Consider the following 16869-nt stretch of genomic DNA (forward strand, 5'->3'; position numbering starts at 1 on the left):
CTAACATGCCATCAGCGAACTGAGGCTCTTTTGTGCTCACGCCAGTGCCCAAAAGCGATAACCTGAATGTCAAGCAATTCTTTGGTGCCCGCAGTCTGCGGCCGCCGCCACCGACACAAGGAGCGGAATCAATGTCCTTCACCCTTCCTGAAGCACACCAGGCCCCCGCCATGGAAACACCCATGGGGAGCCAGGACGACTATATCTATAACCGTCTACTCAAAGAGCGCATTATCTGGCTGGGGTCAGAAGTACGCGATTCCAACGCCAACCGTATCTGCTCCCAGCTCCTTTTGCTCTCGGCTGAGGACCCCGAGGCCGATATCTACCTCTACATCAACTCACCGGGTGGTTCTGTAACCGCAGGCATGGCTATCTACGACACCATGCAGCTTATCCCCAACGACGTTGTCACCGTTGTGACCGGCATGGCCGCCTCAATGGGGCAGTTCCTGCTCACAGCAGGGGCACCCGGCAAGCGCTACGCCACCCCTAATGCCCGTATCCTTATGCACCAGCCCTCCGGCGGTATCGGTGGTACCGCATCAGATATTCGCACCCAGGCCCAGCTCATTTTGGATATGAAGAGGCGACTGAGCGAAATCACCGCAGAGCGCACCGGCCAGACCGTAGAAACCATCCTGCGCGATAACGACCGTGATAACTGGTTCACCGCAGAAGAAGGCCTGGCTTACGGCTTCTTCGACAAGATTCTGGACAAAATTGGCCCGGCCACCAGCGCCACCGACAAGTAAACCGGCCACGCAAGACTTTCTAGGAGAAACCGAATGATTCACCTCCCCTCATCTACCGCCCCGGCCGGTATGCCCACCGACCGCTACGTGCTCCCCAACTTTGAAGAGCGTACCCCCTACGGCTACAAGCGCCAGGACCCCTACGCCAAGCTCTTTGAAGACCGCATCATTTTCTTGGGCGTTCAGGTCGATGATGCCTCAGCCGATGACATCATGGCCCAGCTCCTGGTTCTTGAGTCCCAGGATCCTGACCGTGACATCACTCTTTACATCAACTCACCCGGTGGCTCCTTCACCGCGATGACTGCAATCTACGACACCATGCAGTACATCCGCCCCGAGATTCAGACTGTCTGCCTGGGTCAGGCCGCATCAGCCGCCGCTGTCTTGCTGGCAGCCGGTACCCCCGGTAAGCGTCTTGCCCTGCCCAACGCCCGCGTACTGATTCACCAGCCTGCGCTGTCGGGTCAGCAGGGCGGCCAGGCATCAGACATTGAGATTCACGCCAACGAAGTAATGCGCATGCGTGAGTGGACTGCCCAGACTCTTGCTCTGCACGCCGGTAAGACCTTTGAAGAGGTCGATAAGTCGATTGAACGTGACAACATTCTGACCGCTAAAGCGGCACTGGAGTACGGCATCGTCGACCAGGTGCTTGAGTCACGCAAGGCCAATAAGCCGGCATTCAACACTGCTGAGAAGCACGACTAGATAGATACCCCAAACCGTTGGGTATTGGCGCCGCCTTTGGTTCTGCTCCACGAGAGTAGAGAGCCGATGGCGGCGTTTTATATGGATTATCGAGTCGGGGTGATATCTGTGAGAACACAGATGTCATTGTTTCGTCATCTTTCCTTAAACGTCACACAATTGGGCTGGCTAATTTTTCAGGGTAGATTATGTAGTGGAACCCAAAGAAAGGTAGGGGTATGGCTCGTCTAGGCGATAGCACCACTCTTCCCAAATGTTCATTTTGTGGCAAGAATCAGCGGCAGGTTCGTAAGCTGATTGCTGGCCCCAATATCTACATCTGCGATGAATGTATTGAGCTGTGCAACGAGATTCTTGAAGAGGAACTGACCGAGGTCAAGGGTCTAGGGTCTGCTGAAGAACTCCCCAACCCCCGTGAGATCTTTGACCACCTCCAGGAGTACGTCATTGGGCAGGAGGCCGCTAAGCGTGCCCTGTCTGTAGCGGTCTACAACCACTACAAGCGTATTCGGGCGCAAGAAAGCTCAGCTTTTGAGGCTAAGGAGCTTTTGGCTACTGACGGTGAAGACGTTGAGATTGCTAAGTCCAATATTCTGCTGGTTGGCCCGACAGGTTCCGGCAAGACTTACCTGGCCCAGACCCTGGCCAAAAAACTCAACGTGCCTTTTGCGGTTGCCGATGCGACCTCACTCACGGAGGCTGGTTATGTGGGCGAAGACGTTGAGAACATTCTGCTCAAGCTAATTCAGGCCGCCGATGGGGACATTCAAAAAGCCCAGCGCGGCATCATCTACATTGATGAAATCGATAAAATTTCCCGTAAGGCAGATAACCCTTCCATCACTCGAGACGTTTCGGGTGAGGGGGTGCAACAGGCACTCCTTAAAATCCTTGAGGGTACGGATGCATCGGTGCCTCCACAGGGCGGTCGTAAGCACCCTCAGCAGGAATTCCTCAAGATTAACACTTCCAATATCCTCTTTATCGTGGCCGGTGCTTTTGCCGGTATCGAAGAGATAGTAGGTGGGCGGGTAGGCCGCAAGGGTATTGGCTTTGGTGCCTCGATTGAGCAGGCCGCCAAGGAGAGCGATATCCTCACTAAGCTCATGCCCGAAGACCTACTGAAATTTGGTCTGATCCCTGAGTTCATTGGCCGCCTGCCAGTGCTTGCTACGTTGGGTAAGCTGACCGAGAGCGACCTCAAACGGATTCTGACCGAACCCAAGAACGCTCTGGTCAAGCAGTACAAACGTATGTTCGCCCTTGACGGTGTTGAACTGATTTTTGAGGACGGCGCCATTGCCGCCATTGCCCGCCAGGCTGTTGAACGCGACACCGGTGCTCGCGGTTTACGTTCCATCATGGAGTCTATTCTGCAACCGGTCATGTTCGATGTACCCAGCCGTAGTGACGTATCGGCGGTCATTATCGATGCCGATGTTGTCACCGGCGATAAAGACCCGATTCTCGTCATTGATAATTCGGTGGAAAAGAAGAGCGCTTAAGAAAAGCCCCGCTCCGGGAATAGTATCCCGGAACGGGGTGTTTTGCTGGTGATAGTATTTCGGTGCAAAAGCACAGCTTTCTCTGAAAGGAGCCCCTGTGGCTGAGAACAAAGTTGATTTTTGGTTTGACCCCACCTGCCCCTGGTGCTGGATGACCTCCCGTTGGATTAAAGAGGTCCAGGGCCTGCGCGATGTTGAGGTCACCTGGCATCCCTTCTCTCTGTCTGTTCTCAATGAGGGGCGTGACCTGCCTGCTGACTACCAGGCACACATGGAAACGGCCTGGGGCCCGGCCCGTGTAGTTACTGCCGTCGCTCAGAAGTACTCGCAGGCCGAGGTTGATGCGCTCTACACGGCCCTGGGGGAGGAGATCCACCACCAGCAGAACAAGGGCGGTGAACTCTACGCTGACGCCATTACTAAGGCTCTGGAAACTGTTGGCCTGCCCTCTGAACTTGCGCAGGCTGCTTTCACTGAAGAATACGATGAGTTCATGCGCGACTCAACCCGTGCGGGCCTCGAAGCCGCCGGTGGCGATGACATCGGTGTGCCGCTGATCAGTATTAACGGCGTGACCTTCTTTGGTCCGGTCATGAGCCCTGCCCCCACCGGTGAAGAAGCCGCTAAGGTCTTTGATGGGGCTGTAGCACTAGCCTCTTACCCCGGTTTCTTTGAAATTAAGCGACCCAGAACAGTGGGTCCCATCTTCGCAGCTAGAGCAGAGAACTAGAGTGAAGCCCCCGGAGGGTCCCTTGAAGGGAACCTGCTCCGGGGGCTTTGCTTATGCCTGCTAGCTACTTTTGTGCGCGAGCCTGGTTTTTGGCGGTGGCATTGTAGGTGTAGTTAACCGCTCCATCAGAAGTAAACTCCAGCATGGCAAAAACATGGCTTGCCATAATAATAAAGACGGCATAGAGGTTTCCGCCTTCGGCTGATCCAGCCGAGACCGAGAGCGCTGTACCTACGAATGAGAGACTCAGAAGTGCCAGGATTATTTTTCGTGATCGCTGGCTGCCACGAATTACTTGGAGACAGAGGAAGACCTGAGTCACAGTAATGAGGATCAGCAACCCGCTAAGAGTCCACTGGGTTATAGTCATAGCATTAGAGATATGGGCTAGTTCATCCCCAGTTAGGCTATTCTCCAAACTCAAAAAATCGCCCCGAGAGATTTGCCAGAGGTTAATACCTAACTGGAACATCGCCAGAATGCCCACAAAGAGTGCAGCTACCCAGACGCTGGGCGGTGCTTCTTGGACCAGTTCCCAGGCGGGCCGGTGGCCTCTGAGCTTTTCTGGGCTAAGGTCTGAGTTTTCTGCTGGTGAGGGCTGAAGCTGAGCAAGTTCCAAGATGGGGAGGTTACCGTCGGTGAGGATATCATCCCCACCACCGTTACGGGAGTGGTAGCCGGTAGAGAAATCCTTGATGACCTCAACCTGAGTCTGGGGGTTGCAGTAGGCGACAGTTTCTACTACATAATCTCGTTCCTTATCAGTGTCTGCATCAATCTTATGGGTGACTTGGAGTGTGAAAAGGGAAAGTCCGACGGCCCTGTCGAAGGTTGCGCCAGCTAGCCAATCAACTGAGGCACCGCCGGGCAGCTTCCACCCCTGAGGGGCCTTCCAGAAACGTACATGGTGTCGTTTTTGGGGCGACCCATCAACCTCTTGCTGGTAGGCGAAATCCTCTTTGCGGTTAAAGAGATAGAGAGGGGAAACCGGTGCAGTGGGGTAGGGAGTTCTCGTGAGAGTATTGCGAATAATACGCCAGGAGGATGCTAACGTGACAGGCTCTGCCTGATGCCAGCCTGCCTGGGTCATGGCGCGGTGGATATCTGCTTCTTCCCCTCTGATACCTATGTTAATAGGGTCTCCCAAAAGGCCGTCACCGGTCCGAGCACGACCGATAAAGTAGCTGGGCACATAAATATCGGTCATGATTCGGTGAAAACGCGGCAAGGTGAAATAAGCACAGATACCCCAGAAGACAATGATCAGGGGGATAGCCCACCAGGAATGGGTGCTGGCTTCTATGAGGGCTACAATGGCCAGCCAAATTGAGGCCAGACCAGCTCCAATGAAATAGAGCTTGTCCAGGGCACCCGAGAAAACCCGCCTATCTGCTTGAAATTGCAGGTAGCTTTTGATCTTTTCGGGCGAGGTATTGCCCCGGTATCGCGGGTAATTGGGATCAGAGTTCATAGGTCTATCAGTCCAGTCTAGTGTCAGGGTAGTAAAGGAGAGGCCTAGCCCGGGTGAATGAGCTAGGCCTCTCTCAGGGGGTAAGCCGTTTAGGGCAGGTAAGGAAGGCTAGGAAGCCCTCTCTTCTTCTGCCCTGAGCTTGACCTGGCTGATCTCTAGTTCGGCTTGAGCGTCTTGAACCTGCAGAGTGAGCTGGTGAGCATTTCCGGCTGCCTTCAGGTCTGCTAGGCCAGCCTTGAGGCGCTGGATAGACTGCTGAGAACCGGTAATTACTGCTGACTCAACTTCAGTACGCTGTTTGACCTGGGCCTGGCTCTTAGCCTTGCGTATCCCTCCAAGAGCGGCCGCCACGGTGGGCAGAATCTCTGCGTCAGCGGTTTTGGCAAGTTTCGCGTAACCGGCAGTGGTAGGCCAGGGCGCACGGTGCACCGAGCCTGCCCTCCACCAGGACCAAATCTCATCGGTCACGAAGGGTAGGAAGGGCGCAAACATACGGAGCAGAGCGTCCAAGGTGGTGGCAAGAGCCGACAGAACTGATGCCTGTTCAGCGTCTCCTGCCTTGCCGTAAGCGCGGTCCTTAATGAGCTCAACGAAGTCATCGGTGAAGTGCCAGAAGAAAGTCTCGGAAATCTGGAGGGCACGAGCGTACTCGTAATTCTCAAAGGCCGCAGTAGATTCCTCAACCAGGCTAGCTAGACGAGCCAGCAGGGAGCGATCCAGGTCGTTGGTGAGCAGGTTAGCTTGTGCTTGGGTGGTGATAACTGACTGAGCAGTTGCCCCCAGACCCAGCACGAACTTTGAAGCGTTCAGGAGTTTGATAGCCAGGCGGCGACCAATCTTCATCTGAGCTTCATCGTAGGCGGTATCTGCACCCAGCTTGGCGCTGGCCGCCCAGTAACGGACCGCATCCGAACCGTACTTTTCCAGAACCTCATGGGGAACAACCACGTTGCCCTTGGACTTGGACATCTTCTTACGATCCGGGTCTAGGATCCAGCCTGACAGTGCGGTATCGGTCCAGGGAACAGAGTTCTCTAGTGAGTTTGAGCGAACCACGGTGGAGAAGAGCCAGGTACGGATAATGTCGTGGCCTTGGGGGCGCAAATCCATAGGGAAGGTGACCTCGTGCAGCTCCCGATCCACGGCCCAGCCGGTGGCAATCTGCGGGGTCAGTGACGAGGTAGCCCAGGTATCTAGAACATCGGGGTCAGCGATAAAGCCACCGGGTACACCGCGCTGGTCCTCAGTGTAACCGGGTGCAGGCTCTGAGGCGGGGTCTACCGGCAGCATCTCAGCGCTAGGAACAATCGGCTCATCGTAGTTGGGCTCACCATCGGCGTCCAGGGCGTACCAGATGGGGAAGGGCACACCAAAGAAACGCTGGCGTGAAATGAGCCAGTCACCGTTGAGGCCCTCTACCCAGTTCTCGTAGCGGGAACGCATAAAGGTGGGGTGCCAGGTAATCTGGCGGCCACGCTCAATAAGAGCTTCGCGGCGCTCGGCATCGCGGCCACCGTTGCGGATATACCACTGGCGTGAGGCCACGATTTCAAGGGGCTTGTCGCCCTTTTCGTAGAACTTGACCGGGTGGGTAATGGGCTTGGGGTCGCCGTCCATTTCGCCGGCTTCAATCAGCATCTCGACCACGGTCTTTTGCGCGGTAAAGACGGTTGCACCGGCCATACGGGCGTAGCGTTCACGGCCCTCGGGGCTGGTAATCCAGCCGGGGGTTTCTGAAGCGAAGCGGCCGTCGCGGCCAATGAGCGCGCGGGTATCAAGCTGGAGCTCACGCCACCAGGTGACGTCGGTGGTATCACCAAAGGTACAAATCATGGCGATACCGGCACCCTTGTCGGGCTGAGCCAGGGGATGTGCCTTGATTTCTACCTCAACGCCAAAGAGCGGGGAAGTAACCTTAGTGCCGAAGAGAGGCTGGTAGCGCTCGTCATCGGGGTGGGCCACCAGAGCTACACAGGAGGGCAGCAGCTCGGGGCGGGTAGTCTCAATCCAGACTTTCTCGCCGTTCTCACGGTGGAAGGAGATGCGGTGGTAGGCACCGGGGCGTTCCTTATCTTCCAGCTCGGCCTGGGCAACCGCGGTGCGGAAGGTGACATCCCACATGGTGGGGGCCTCTGCCATGTAGGCATCGCCGCTGGCTAGATCGTTCAGGAAGGCAAGCTGGGAGACCTTGCGGGAGTGGGCATCGATGGTGCGGTAGGTGTGTGACCAGTCCACCGAAAGACCCAGAGTGGTGAAGAGTTCTTCAAAGACCTTTTCGTCTTCAACAGCAAGAATCTCGCAGAGTTCAATGAAGTTCTGGCGTGAGATACGCGGCCAGTCACGCTGGTTCTTGGCAGGCTTCTCGGGTGCGGTGAAGTTGGGGTCGTAGGGGATAGCGGGGTCGCACAGAACCCCGTAGTAGTTCTGAACACGGCGCTCAGTGGGCAGGCCGTTATCGTCCCAGCCCAGGGGGTAAAAGACGTTCTTGCCCTTCATGCGCTGGTAGCGGGCGATGACGTCGGTCTGGGTGTAGGAGAACATGTGCCCCACATGCAGGGAGCCAGAGGCTGTGGGAGGCGGGGTGTCGATGGAGTAGACCTGCTCGCGGGTGGTGTCCCGGTTAAAAGCGTAGGTCTTGTGCTCGGCCCAGTTCTGTGTGAACTTCTTTTCCAGGCCTTCGAGGCCGGGCTTTGCGGGAACGGTAATGTCTACTGCGGGTTCTGCGGGCGTGTCTGTGCCCTGGTTTATTTCAGCCATGCTTTTCATTCTCTCATGTCTTGAGGCTCTATGCACCCGGGCCTTGGCGCTCAAAGCTCGTAAGATGGAGGTAGCCGCACCGTTTGCGTGCCAAGCAACTACCCCGCAGATTGAGGAGCATACCCATGGCCCTTCCCGCTAACCCCTTTAGCCCCGATGCTCAAGCTGGAAAAGTGGCGGTGGTGACCGGTGCCTCCTCGGGGATTGGGCGGGCAACAGCCCAGCTCATGGCCGCTACCGGCTGGACTGTCTACGCCGTAGCCCGCCGCGCTGAACGGCTCCAAGCACTTGCCCGGCAGTGCGGTGTGCGCCCGGTGGTCCTAGATATTACTGACCGTGACGCGGTGGTTGAGCAAGCCGCACGGATTCTGGAAGAAACCGGGGGACAGCTCGATGCGCTGCTTAATATCTCCGGTGGCGCTCTGGGTGTGGATGCCGTGGCTGATGCTGACCCCGACGGCTGGTTGTCCATGTTCAACCTCAATGTTGTTGGAACACTGAACATGGTCAAGGCCTTCCTACCCGCCTTGCGCGCTAACGGGCAGGGCACCGTACTCAATCTGACCTCCACAGCGGCTGAAGCTGGTTACGAAGGTGGAGCAGGCTACAACGCCGCCAAGTTCGGGGAACGCGCGCTGACCGAAACCCTGCGTCTTGAAGAAGCAGAGAACAACGTGCGCGTGATTGAGATCCGCCCAGGAATGGTTCGCACCGAAGAATTCTCCCTCAACCGCCTGGGCTCGGGCGAAGCTGCGGCCAAGGTCTATGCCGGAGTAGAGAAACCGCTCCTGGCCGAAGACGTAGCCCAGACCGTCACCTTTGCGGTGAACATTCCCCACCATATCAACCTGGACCATATCACTCTGCGCCCGGTCGCCCAGGCCGCCCAGTATAAGGTCATTCGGACTGGGGCATGAAGAATAAGCAGGGGAAACAACTGAGCTGGTTCCATCAAAAAACGTTTCACAACGAAATCAGTTGAGGCTCTTTGAGTAGAATCAGTAAAGGTGGATGTTTGTCTTGGTGAAGCAGATATTTGCAGTTTTGAACAGTTCGATAATGTGATGCAGGAAGCGGAAGAAGATGAGCGATAATCTCGGTGCAATTGATGGCAACGTTGAGTTTAACTTCGGGCACGCCGAAACCCTCAAAAGCGCTTTGAGGAACGCGGCGGGTCTCTTAAGAACTCAAGCTTCTTCGCGCGCTTCACTTGTCGCCACCGCCCGGCAAGAATTTCGAGGGTACTTTGAAGAACTTTTTGCTTCCAATGCCCAGACAGCTGCCAGCGATGCAGATGAGATCGCTACGGCACTGAGTAATGCTGTTGGCTTGGTGGACGACCTTGTTCAAAGGGCAAAAGAAGAGAACGAACGTCGCCGCCTTGCACGCGAGTTCATCGCTGAGCAGAAGCGCCTTAAAGATACATTTGGGGGGCTCAAGGAGGCCTACGACAACATTTTTGGCGCACCTGAACCCCCAGTGGGCCCACCATCAACCCCCATCAACAAGAGTGCTCCGACTCCGGATAATACCCCGCGTCAAACACCCAGCCCTGGCAACGGTAGGGGCGGCGGGGGCACAACATCCGCTATTCCTGAAAATCTCAGGGCTTTCAGTACCGGCTTGGAACCGCTGGATACAGAGGTCAAGGGTAAGAAAACATCCCTGGATACTGCTTATGCGGATTTTCAGGGGAGCTGCAACTACGGTTCCCTCGATGCGGCTGGTGCTATTGGAGCTATTGATATCTGGCTTGAGAAGAACGCTCAAGATATTAGGTGGGCTCACACGCTTGCTCAAGCTTTTGAGGACGCAGGGGCGCACGCGGGTCATCCCGTCCCACTAGCTGATTCTGCTCTGGCTACGGCACTTAATAACGCAGGTGTATCAGCGATCCGTGAAGATATGACTGTGGTAAACCCTTCCGCTGTTGGCGGTCAACCAACTAGCGGGTACACGCTTGACCCGGTTAATACCGGTAACGGTAACTTTATTGAACCGGAGAATGATCTTTCTTTTGCGGGTGCTTGCTCGGCTCTAGCGCTTACCCGTATGTATAACTCGCGCGGTGAGACGGGCGGGGTTTTTGGCCCTGGGTGGAGCTCTGTGCTCGATACTGCTCTTATCTTTGATGATGAGCAGGCAACCTGGGCTATGCACGATGGCAGAAAGATTTCTTTTGCGCGGTCGGGGGAGGGCTTCTTACCCTGTGCTGACGAGAACTTTTGGCTTGTACCGGTAGCAGATGCAAGTACCGTTCTGATACCTGAGGTTCTGAGCGGTCGGGTCGCCTGGGTTGTTGCCAATAATACCGGTTCCGGGTGGTTCTTCACTGCTGCGGGTGACTGGCTTGGTTCTGCTCAGGGGCCGGGAACGGGAGTCTATGTTGACCGTGATCGTCAGGGCGAAATTACTGCCCTAAGGCATGAGCGCGGCAGGGTTATCTCTTTTGAATATGTAGATGGCAAGGTCGCTGTTGCAACCAGCTCTGATGGGCGAAGGATTGAGTATTCCTACAGCGCAGCTGGTTTGCTGACCGAGGCTAAGGGCAGTAACTACCACCGCCGCTACACGCACAATGAGCAGGGTCTTATTGAAGTGGTGGCTGATGCCGCTGGCGTTCAGGAAGTCGTCAATACGTATGACCAGTACGGCAGGGTTATTAGCCAGAAGACCCCGCACGGTCGTTTAGTCAGGTTCTCCTACCTGCCCGGCCGAGTTACCGTTGTGGCTGATGAAGACGGCCAGCGGTCTAACTCTTGGATTTCAGATGCCAAGGGTAGGTTGGTGGGCGTTATTGATGCTCACGACCATCGGCAGTCGATGTCTTATGACCGCAAGGGTAACCTTGTCTCTGTTACTGAACGCGACGGTTCAATGACCGTGCATGCTTATGATAAGCGTGGCCGGCGAACCCGCACAGTAACACCAGAGGGTTCTGACATTACTTTTGCCTGGGATGAGCAGGACCGTATCACCGATGTTGTGACTACCACCGGTGGTCTGATTTCCTACTCCTATGAGGGGCAGGACCGTAACCCCTGCAAGATTCGCGATGCACTGGGCGGTATCACCCATTTGACCTGGGAGTCCGGTCTTTTGACTGGGGTTGTTGGGCCGACCGGGGTGCCCTTGAGTTTTACCTACGATTCCTTCGGTAACCTGACGAGCGTAACGAATGCTTACGGTGATACTGCGCGTATGGTCTATGACCAGGCTGGGCGTGCTGTTGAGGCTATTTCGCCGGGTGGCCATAAGACGCGTTTTACCTATGATGCCGCCGGTCAGGTGGTGGGTAAGGTTGACCCTGATGGCGCAACTCACCGCTACGAGTACGATACTGCGGGCCGTCTGGTAGCAATCGTGGACCCTGCGGGTGAGCGTACTTCTATGCGCTACGGTGCGCACGGCCAGGTTGCCCAGACTATTGACCCGCTGGGCCGGTCGGTGTCACGTGAGTTTGACGATATGGGTAACGTCTCTGCGGCTATTTTGCCTGACGGGGCCTCCTGGGGCTTTGAGCATGACAGCCTTTCACGACTGGTGGCGATTACGGACCCTGCGGGTTCTGTGTGGAGCCGTGAATACGATCAGACCGGTCAGCTTGCTGCGACTGTTGACCCTTTGGGTAACCGGGTTACGGCGAGCCTTGACCGTGCTGACCAGCGGATTACGCTGAATGATATTTTTGGCACCGCTACGATTACTACCGATGCGTATGGTCGGCCGGTTAAGCGCGAAAATTTGGATGGCTCTGTTGAGCTGACTTCCTACGACCTTGCTGGTAATCCCGTTGAGCTGGTCGATGGTGAGGGTGCTCTGACTCGGTGCGAGTATGACCTTGCGGGTCGTTTGGTTGCGGTCGTTGGCCCTGACGGTGCCCGTGTGAGCTACGAGTATGATGATGCTGGCCGTGCTTACCGTTATATTGATGCATCGGGCGCTGTGACTGAGTTGGTTTACGACGCTGATTCCCGTGTGGTTGCTAAGGTGAACCCTGCTGGTGAGCGCTCAGAGTATGAGTACGATGCCTGCGGTCGCCTGGTCAGGTCTGTAAGCCCGGGTAGGGGAGTAGCACGTTACGGCTACGATGTCTGTGGCCGTCTGACCTTTATGCAGGATGGCTCATTCGGTATTCGCCGCTTCAAGTACGATGCTGCCGGTCAACTGGTGCAGGCTATCAATGGCTTGGGTGGGCGCACCCGGTATGAGTATGACCTGCGTGGCCGTATGGTGCGTATGGTTGACCCTGCTGGGGGTGTAACAACCCGTACTTACACGCAGTTGGATAAGGTCGATTCTGTGACCGATGCTCTGGGGCGTGTTACACAGGCTACCTATGATGCGGCTGGGCATCAGCTTTCTCAGACCGATCCCACGGGCCGGGTTACTAGCTGGACCTATGACTCTGAGGGCCGCGAAACCTCAATGAGCGTCAATGGGCGTTTGGTTTCTTCGGTTGAGCGTGACTTTGCTCAGCGTAAGGTGCGCGTTCACGAGTATTTGGGTGACAGCGAGACTGTGCACGAGTTGCAGTATGACCGTGTGGGCAGGCTTCTTTCGCGTTCGCGTGGCGAATCGACTATGCGCTGGTCCTATGATGCGGCTGGCAAGCTGCTGTCGAGGGTTGATCCTGTTGGTGGGTCTGTTGAGTATTCCTACGATGGTGCGGGACGCCTGGAAAGTGTTGCTGATTCAGACGGCAGAAGGGTTGTTTATAACTACGATGTTGCGTCGCGTGTAGTTTCTACAGCGACTAAGGATTTAGTATCACAGTGGACTTACGCTAACGGTGCTGTGGTTGCTCACCGTCTGGTGGACGGCCAGGGCAAGGTTGCTCAGGAAACGTCGATTTCCCGTGACGAGTTTGGGCGTGTTGCAGGGGTTGAAAGAATCGCCGCTGATGGAACGAGCACCTACGCAAACTACGGTTACGATGACGCATCGCAGCTTGTGTCTGTTCATAGCTCGACTACCGGTAGAGAGTCTGTGCGTTATGAGTATGACGAGTGTGGGCGTCTGGTTCGAACTGTGGGTGCTGATGGTACTGATCAGGTTTTAGCCTACGATGCGGCTTCTCAACTTGTGAGTGTGACTGGCTCTGATGGTCTTGTTCGTGAGTTTGTGTATGACGGTTTGGGGCGGCGTGTTCGGGAGACTGACCCCGATGGTTCGGTGCGTGAGTTTGCCTATGGTCCTGCCGGCTATCTGGAAGGTATTCGGGTTAGTACGGGTGCTGGGGAGTCGATAGCACATTCAATAAGGGTCGATGCTCTGGGTGAGATCGCTCAGATTGACGGTATTGATTTGTTCTGGGATTCTACCGCCCCGGTTCCCACGCTGGTCAGTGTTGCTGGTGAGTCTTTGGGGCTTGCACCTGCGACCGGTTGGCGTTTGACCCGTTCGACGGATGAGGTGGATCCTTTCGCTGTTCCCGGTGCTGGCCCCGGTGCCTCTGGTGAGGGTGGGTTGCTTGCTGGTTTTGGTCTCAGCGCTGATGGTGTGCCTGTTGTTGCCGGTGTGGAGTTGATGGGTGCTCGTGGTTATGATCCGCTGACCGCTTCATTTTTGAGCGTTGATCCTCTGGCCCCTGTGGCTGGTGCCGCCTGGGGTTCTAACCCGTATTCCTTTGCGGGTAATAATCCGGTGAATCAGGTGGACCCGTGGGGTTTGCGGCCTATTACTGACGCTGATTTGCAGGCCTATGCGCAAGCACAATCCGGTGGCCTGTTGGGGGCCGTTAAAGATTGGGCCAACGAACATGCTGATGCTATTGCTGGCGTTGCAATTGCTGCAGGCGCTGTTTTAAGCCTCGCCGCCCTTGTTGCCACCGGGCCTATTGGTCTCATAGCACTTGGTGTTGCTGGCGGCGCTGCACTGAGCGGTGGTATTTCTATCCTCAACAATAAAAACCCAGATGGCACAGTTGACTGGAAAAAAGTAGGAATAGACACCCTGGTAGGTGGAGCCACTGGAGCTATAGGCGGAGCTGGTACCGCTGCCACAAAGTTAACGATGGCAGTTACAAAATCCGCTACCCGTTTCAAGGGCTCAGTGGCTGTGAACGCTGGTATTCACTTTACGAGTGGCTCAGTTGGTGGTGGTCTTACTTACTCCGTTAATTCAGCGGTGAAAGGTGAGAAATGGAAGTTGAGGGAGTTTATTGGCAACAGCGTAGGCGGAGGCTTCGGTGCAGCTGTGGGCGGTTTCTTTGGCCCAGGCTCAGGAACGCTAGCTAAAGCATCTCCTTACCTCAGGCAAAAAATTACTGAACTTGGAACGAACTTTGCGGGTGGTGTTGGAGCCGAAGGTCTTACCGCCGGAATTTCAGGTGAAGAAACTAATATAAGAAAACTATTGGTTGCTGGAGGTACTTCTGCAGGTTTCTCACAATTACCTGTTGCGAAAGCAACGAGAGCAAATACACTGAATCAGGCAAGCTGGACGTCTCCAAGTACACTTCGTGGCATGTTTAAAGGCACCCAGTCTTCTAGGATGTGGAGAGGCGCTTTACTGGGAGATTCAATTTCTGGAGCTAATGATATATTGTTTGGAGACATATTAAAAGGTGAGTAAGAAATCTAAAAATTTATATTCGCTGTTTGCGGCGCCTGTTTCACTGTTTGTGCTGTATTTATTTTTTATTGGTTTACAACATTTTTTTATATTGTTTATTGCGACTATAGCATTCGGTGTATTGGGTTACTTGATATTTCGCTTTTTGCCAAGAAGTATTGCTTACTGGCTATCTTTTGCTCTGTGGGTATTCGTGTTTGCCTATGGTGTAGCGGGAGATGAAGTATGGCATAAATCTATGGTTATGATTATCCCAGGGTTTTTTCCAGGTGTTCACGTTGGTTCTAATCAACGAGAAAAAATTAAAATTATTGAGAGATAAAGTGTGTGACGATGGTTTTTAAAGATTCCTCGGGTCGGAAGATTTCTGTGGAGCGAAAAGTGTATGAGAAGAAAGTCCTGTGGAAGAAGAATAAGACTTTTCATCGTGTCCGGTTGACGGTTGGCAAAGAATGGGCTGAATTTGAAACTTCCGAATTAACCAAGAATTTTTTTGAAGGGCAAGCGATTGCTGAGTCCTTTGATTCATCAAATGGGCCAGTTTTTATTGCGAATGTAGATTGGGCTCCCGAGTCTTCTTTGTTTGAAAAACAAGTAATGGGTGTCCCTAAGCACTGGTGGGTAGTTTGTTTTGTGAATCTTAGTGTTGAGCCTGTTCAGGCAGCTTTTTCTCCGGAAGATTTTGATAGCTTTTTGAAGCAGATTTCTGTTGAGTAGTAAGTAATATATAATAATTGCAACAGTGGTCGAGTAATAAATTGTAAAAGGTATCGGAAAATCGATTAATAGACTTGTATAATCTAAATCTCCATAAATATTTTGGGCTACCACGGATTAACCTGATCTCGCCTGAATAACTGGAATGGGGCCACAGAGGATCAAGCCTTTATTCCTTTGCGGGCACTAACCCGGTGAATCAGGTGGAGCCTGAAGTGGTTTGGATGGTTTTATTGGCTTTTTGACCTACCGGCTATTGGTGTGCCTGTTGTTGGGGGTGTGAAGCTGTTGTTGCAGCGGGGGTTGTAGGGGCGGCTCTTACTTTTATAGGAGTGGATTGAACGCTCTAGTAGGCGGAGCTTCAGCTCTTTTGGGTGGAGGTGCTGCATTGGGTGTTGGCAAAATACTTGCAGGACGTGCTGCAAGTACGGCAGCTAGTCTAAGTGATGAATCAGCTATGTTATTCCAGAAGGCTACTAATTTTTATAAGACAGGACGACCTCGAAGCGACTTTAAGAGTTTGGTGTTGCAAGGTGAAAGTGTAAGACGCTCTGAACAGGCAGCCATTTCTCGGGCTAATAATTGTGCAAGGTTGAGTACATTCCGTCAGGTGCTTCCAGGGTAAGTCGTGGAAGGCGCTACAACCGGTGGCTTCAATAGCTTAGGTGGTTACTTTATCGATTCTAAGGGGGGGCGAAAAGTACGACCTAAGTGTGGATGGAGCACTGAGGACTTGGGCTTCTGGCACCATCTTTGGTGGCGTTACTCCCTCCTTGGGCAATTCTGCTAGAAAACTTGGAGAAAACAGCCTGAAAGCTGCTAATCCGATCGTAGATCAACTTTTTGCTTTAAATCCATTACCTTCTCTAGCTATAAATAATTCAAGTGTGCACAAGGTTGCAGGGTATACTTCAGACAGAATCATTGATTTCTCGACAGGTGCAGGAAACTATCTTATCGGATATGGAGGTGAATTCTCAGGTAAGGATATGGTTATTAAAGGTTTAGAGAATATGGCTGGGGGTGCATCTACCCACGCGGGGCAAGTTGGAGCCAACACTTCTATAGGGAGTGGTGGCGAAGGCTCACACTAATTATCAGAAAGTTACTATGAAAAAATATTCAACTAAAATATCTCAGTCTAATCATCCTGGAAGTAACCTTGAGGGAAAAGTTGGATTTAAAAACTATTTAGGATGTCTAGGGTTATTGGTATTTTTTAGTGTTTGTTTAACTCTAATGGTTGGTATTCCTTGGTATTTTATCGCGGGCAATATTGAATCCATGCAAGAAGAGAAGCGCTGTACTATTGAAGATGCTTATATTGATGGTTCAGGTGGGGGACTGAGAAGCGCCTCGACGTCATCGACGATTATGATTCGTACTGAAGAGTGTGGGGTTATTGGGTTCAAAGGTGATTTAGGAACAGGCTCTACTGAAGGGGCTGTGGATCTTTTAGACCTGCATCAGGGGGAAACCGTGATATTTTGGCTACACCCATATCAGCTGCCTCGTTGGACTGGTGCTGTGCTTGATGCTCAACGTATCGAGTTGCCTTCGGAAACGGGCTGAGCACTAGAGCGCGTGATGTTTAGGCAGCACAAACTGAGCGGCATGTATTTCCTGCTTGCGATGATGCCACGTTGT

The 16869-nt window shown here is 53.8% G+C and carries 12 protein-coding genes; 10 read left to right on the forward strand and 2 right to left on the reverse strand.

Annotated elements, in window-relative coordinates:
- Positions 1 to 131 precede the first annotated feature (131 nt).
- From ACN085_RS01355 to ACN085_RS01370, 4 genes are all read left to right on the forward strand, one after another.
- Positions 132 to 755 carry an ATP-dependent Clp protease proteolytic subunit gene (locus ACN085_RS01355; protein ID WP_419099552.1) on the forward strand — a complete coding sequence of 208 codons (624 nt, stop codon included), beginning with the start codon at positions 132 to 134 and terminating at the stop codon, positions 753 to 755.
- A gap of 33 nt (positions 756 to 788) precedes the next feature.
- Complete coding sequence (locus ACN085_RS01360) at positions 789 to 1466, forward strand: ATP-dependent Clp protease proteolytic subunit (RefSeq protein ID WP_419099553.1); 678 nt, start codon at positions 789 to 791, stop codon at positions 1464 to 1466.
- A 218-nt stretch (positions 1467 to 1684) separates the two neighbouring features.
- Positions 1685 to 2971: an ATP-dependent Clp protease ATP-binding subunit ClpX gene (gene clpX / locus ACN085_RS01365; protein WP_419099554.1), complete on the forward strand. Its 1287-nt coding sequence runs from the start codon at positions 1685 to 1687 to the stop codon at positions 2969 to 2971.
- Positions 2972 to 3068: 97 nt separating this feature from the next.
- Entirely contained in the window at positions 3069 to 3701 is a 633-nt protein-coding gene (locus ACN085_RS01370; RefSeq protein WP_419099555.1) for a DsbA family oxidoreductase, read from the forward strand.
- A 64-nt stretch (positions 3702 to 3765) separates the two neighbouring features.
- On the opposite strand, the gene ACN085_RS01375 is transcribed toward ACN085_RS01370, so the two are convergent.
- The gene (locus tag ACN085_RS01375; RefSeq protein ID WP_419110340.1) at positions 3766 to 5172 is read right to left on the reverse strand and encodes an LssY C-terminal domain-containing protein; all 1407 of its coding nucleotides are present in this window, start codon (positions 5170 to 5172) and stop codon (positions 3766 to 3768) included.
- A gap of 108 nt (positions 5173 to 5280) precedes the next feature.
- A complete protein-coding gene (gene valS / locus ACN085_RS01380; RefSeq protein WP_419110341.1) occupies positions 5281 to 7929 on the reverse strand; it encodes a valine--tRNA ligase in 2649 nt (882 codons plus the stop codon).
- Between the two features lie 125 nt (positions 7930 to 8054).
- On the opposite strand from valS, the gene ACN085_RS01385 reads away from it, so the two are divergent.
- The 6 genes from ACN085_RS01385 to ACN085_RS01410 all read left to right on the forward strand — a co-directional run bounded on the left by ACN085_RS01385 (position 8055) and on the right by ACN085_RS01410 (position 16794).
- The gene (locus ACN085_RS01385; RefSeq protein ID WP_419110342.1) at positions 8055 to 8846 is read left to right on the forward strand and encodes an SDR family oxidoreductase; all 792 of its coding nucleotides are present in this window, start codon (positions 8055 to 8057) and stop codon (positions 8844 to 8846) included.
- A gap of 166 nt (positions 8847 to 9012) precedes the next feature.
- Positions 9013 to 14505: a DUF6531 domain-containing protein gene (locus ACN085_RS01390; RefSeq protein ID WP_419110343.1), complete on the forward strand. Its 5493-nt coding sequence runs from the start codon at positions 9013 to 9015 to the stop codon at positions 14503 to 14505.
- Positions 14498 to 14827: a hypothetical protein gene (locus ACN085_RS01395; protein ID WP_419110344.1), complete on the forward strand. Its 330-nt coding sequence runs from the start codon at positions 14498 to 14500 to the stop codon at positions 14825 to 14827. Before ACN085_RS01390 ends, ACN085_RS01395 begins: the two co-directional genes overlap by 8 nt.
- A gap of 5 nt (positions 14828 to 14832) precedes the next feature.
- On the forward strand, positions 14833 to 15222 hold the full coding sequence (locus tag ACN085_RS01400) for a hypothetical protein (RefSeq protein ID WP_419110345.1): 390 nt from the start codon (positions 14833 to 14835) through the stop codon (positions 15220 to 15222).
- Between the two features lie 713 nt (positions 15223 to 15935).
- Complete coding sequence (locus ACN085_RS01405; RefSeq protein ID WP_419110346.1) at positions 15936 to 16316, forward strand: hypothetical protein; 381 nt, start codon at positions 15936 to 15938, stop codon at positions 16314 to 16316.
- A gap of 16 nt (positions 16317 to 16332) precedes the next feature.
- Positions 16333 to 16794 carry a hypothetical protein gene (locus ACN085_RS01410; protein WP_419099564.1) on the forward strand — a complete coding sequence of 154 codons (462 nt, stop codon included), beginning with the start codon at positions 16333 to 16335 and terminating at the stop codon, positions 16792 to 16794.
- Positions 16795 to 16869 lie beyond the last annotated feature (75 nt).

The organism is Rothia sp. P4278 (genome assembly GCF_048512945.1).
GTDB lineage: Bacteria > Actinomycetota > Actinomycetes > Actinomycetales > Micrococcaceae > Rothia.

Excerpts from the sequence above, each read along its gene's own strand:
- ACN085_RS01390 (WP_419110343.1), top strand. The coding sequence starts at position 9,013 with ATGAGCGATAATCTCGGTGCAATTGATGGCAACGTTGAGTTTAACTTC.
- ACN085_RS01355 (WP_419099552.1), top strand. The coding sequence starts at position 132 with ATGTCCTTCACCCTTCCTGAAGCACACCAGGCCCCCGCCATGGAAACA.
- ACN085_RS01385 (WP_419110342.1), top strand. The coding sequence starts at position 8,055 with ATGGCCCTTCCCGCTAACCCCTTTAGCCCCGATGCTCAAGCTGGAAAA.
- valS (WP_419110341.1), bottom strand. The coding sequence starts at position 7,929 with ATGGCTGAAATAAACCAGGGCACAGACACGCCCGCAGAACCCGCAGTA.
- clpX (WP_419099554.1), top strand. The coding sequence starts at position 1,685 with ATGGCTCGTCTAGGCGATAGCACCACTCTTCCCAAATGTTCATTTTGT.
- ACN085_RS01375 (WP_419110340.1), bottom strand. The coding sequence starts at position 5,172 with ATGAACTCTGATCCCAATTACCCGCGATACCGGGGCAATACCTCGCCC.
- ACN085_RS01360 (WP_419099553.1), top strand. The coding sequence starts at position 789 with ATGATTCACCTCCCCTCATCTACCGCCCCGGCCGGTATGCCCACCGAC.
- ACN085_RS01410 (WP_419099564.1), top strand. The coding sequence starts at position 16,333 with ATGAAAAAATATTCAACTAAAATATCTCAGTCTAATCATCCTGGAAGT.